The 254-nt window shown below is 67.3% G+C and carries 1 protein-coding gene; it reads left to right on the top strand.

All coding sequences use genetic code 11. The features are described 5' to 3' along the window. Nucleotides 1–15: 15 nt before the first annotated feature. On the top strand, nucleotides 16–254 hold a 239-nt coding region (locus tag SB764_RS42535; RefSeq protein WP_410867111.1), incomplete at its 3' end, for a c-type cytochrome.

The following is a 254-nucleotide window of genomic DNA, read 5'->3' on the forward strand; positions in this document are numbered from 1 at the left end:
GCCGGCTCCGCATGGGTGAACGGCGACGCAAAGACCGTCGCGCGCATCCTGCTGCTGGGCATCAACGGCAAGATCGACGTTGCCGGCGCAACCTTCAACGGCACGATGCCCGCCTTTGGCACGCCCCTTTCCGACGCGGAAATCGCGGCGGTGGCCACGCACGTTCGCGCGAGCTTCGGCAACAAGTCGGCAGCACTGACAGCCGACCTTGTGAAGGGCGAGCGAACCGCTCTGGGCACGCGGACGACGCCATG

The organism is Paraburkholderia sp. SIMBA_027, from assembly GCF_046535315.1.
In the GTDB taxonomy this organism is placed as follows: domain Bacteria; phylum Pseudomonadota; class Gammaproteobacteria; order Burkholderiales; family Burkholderiaceae; genus Paraburkholderia; species Paraburkholderia tropica.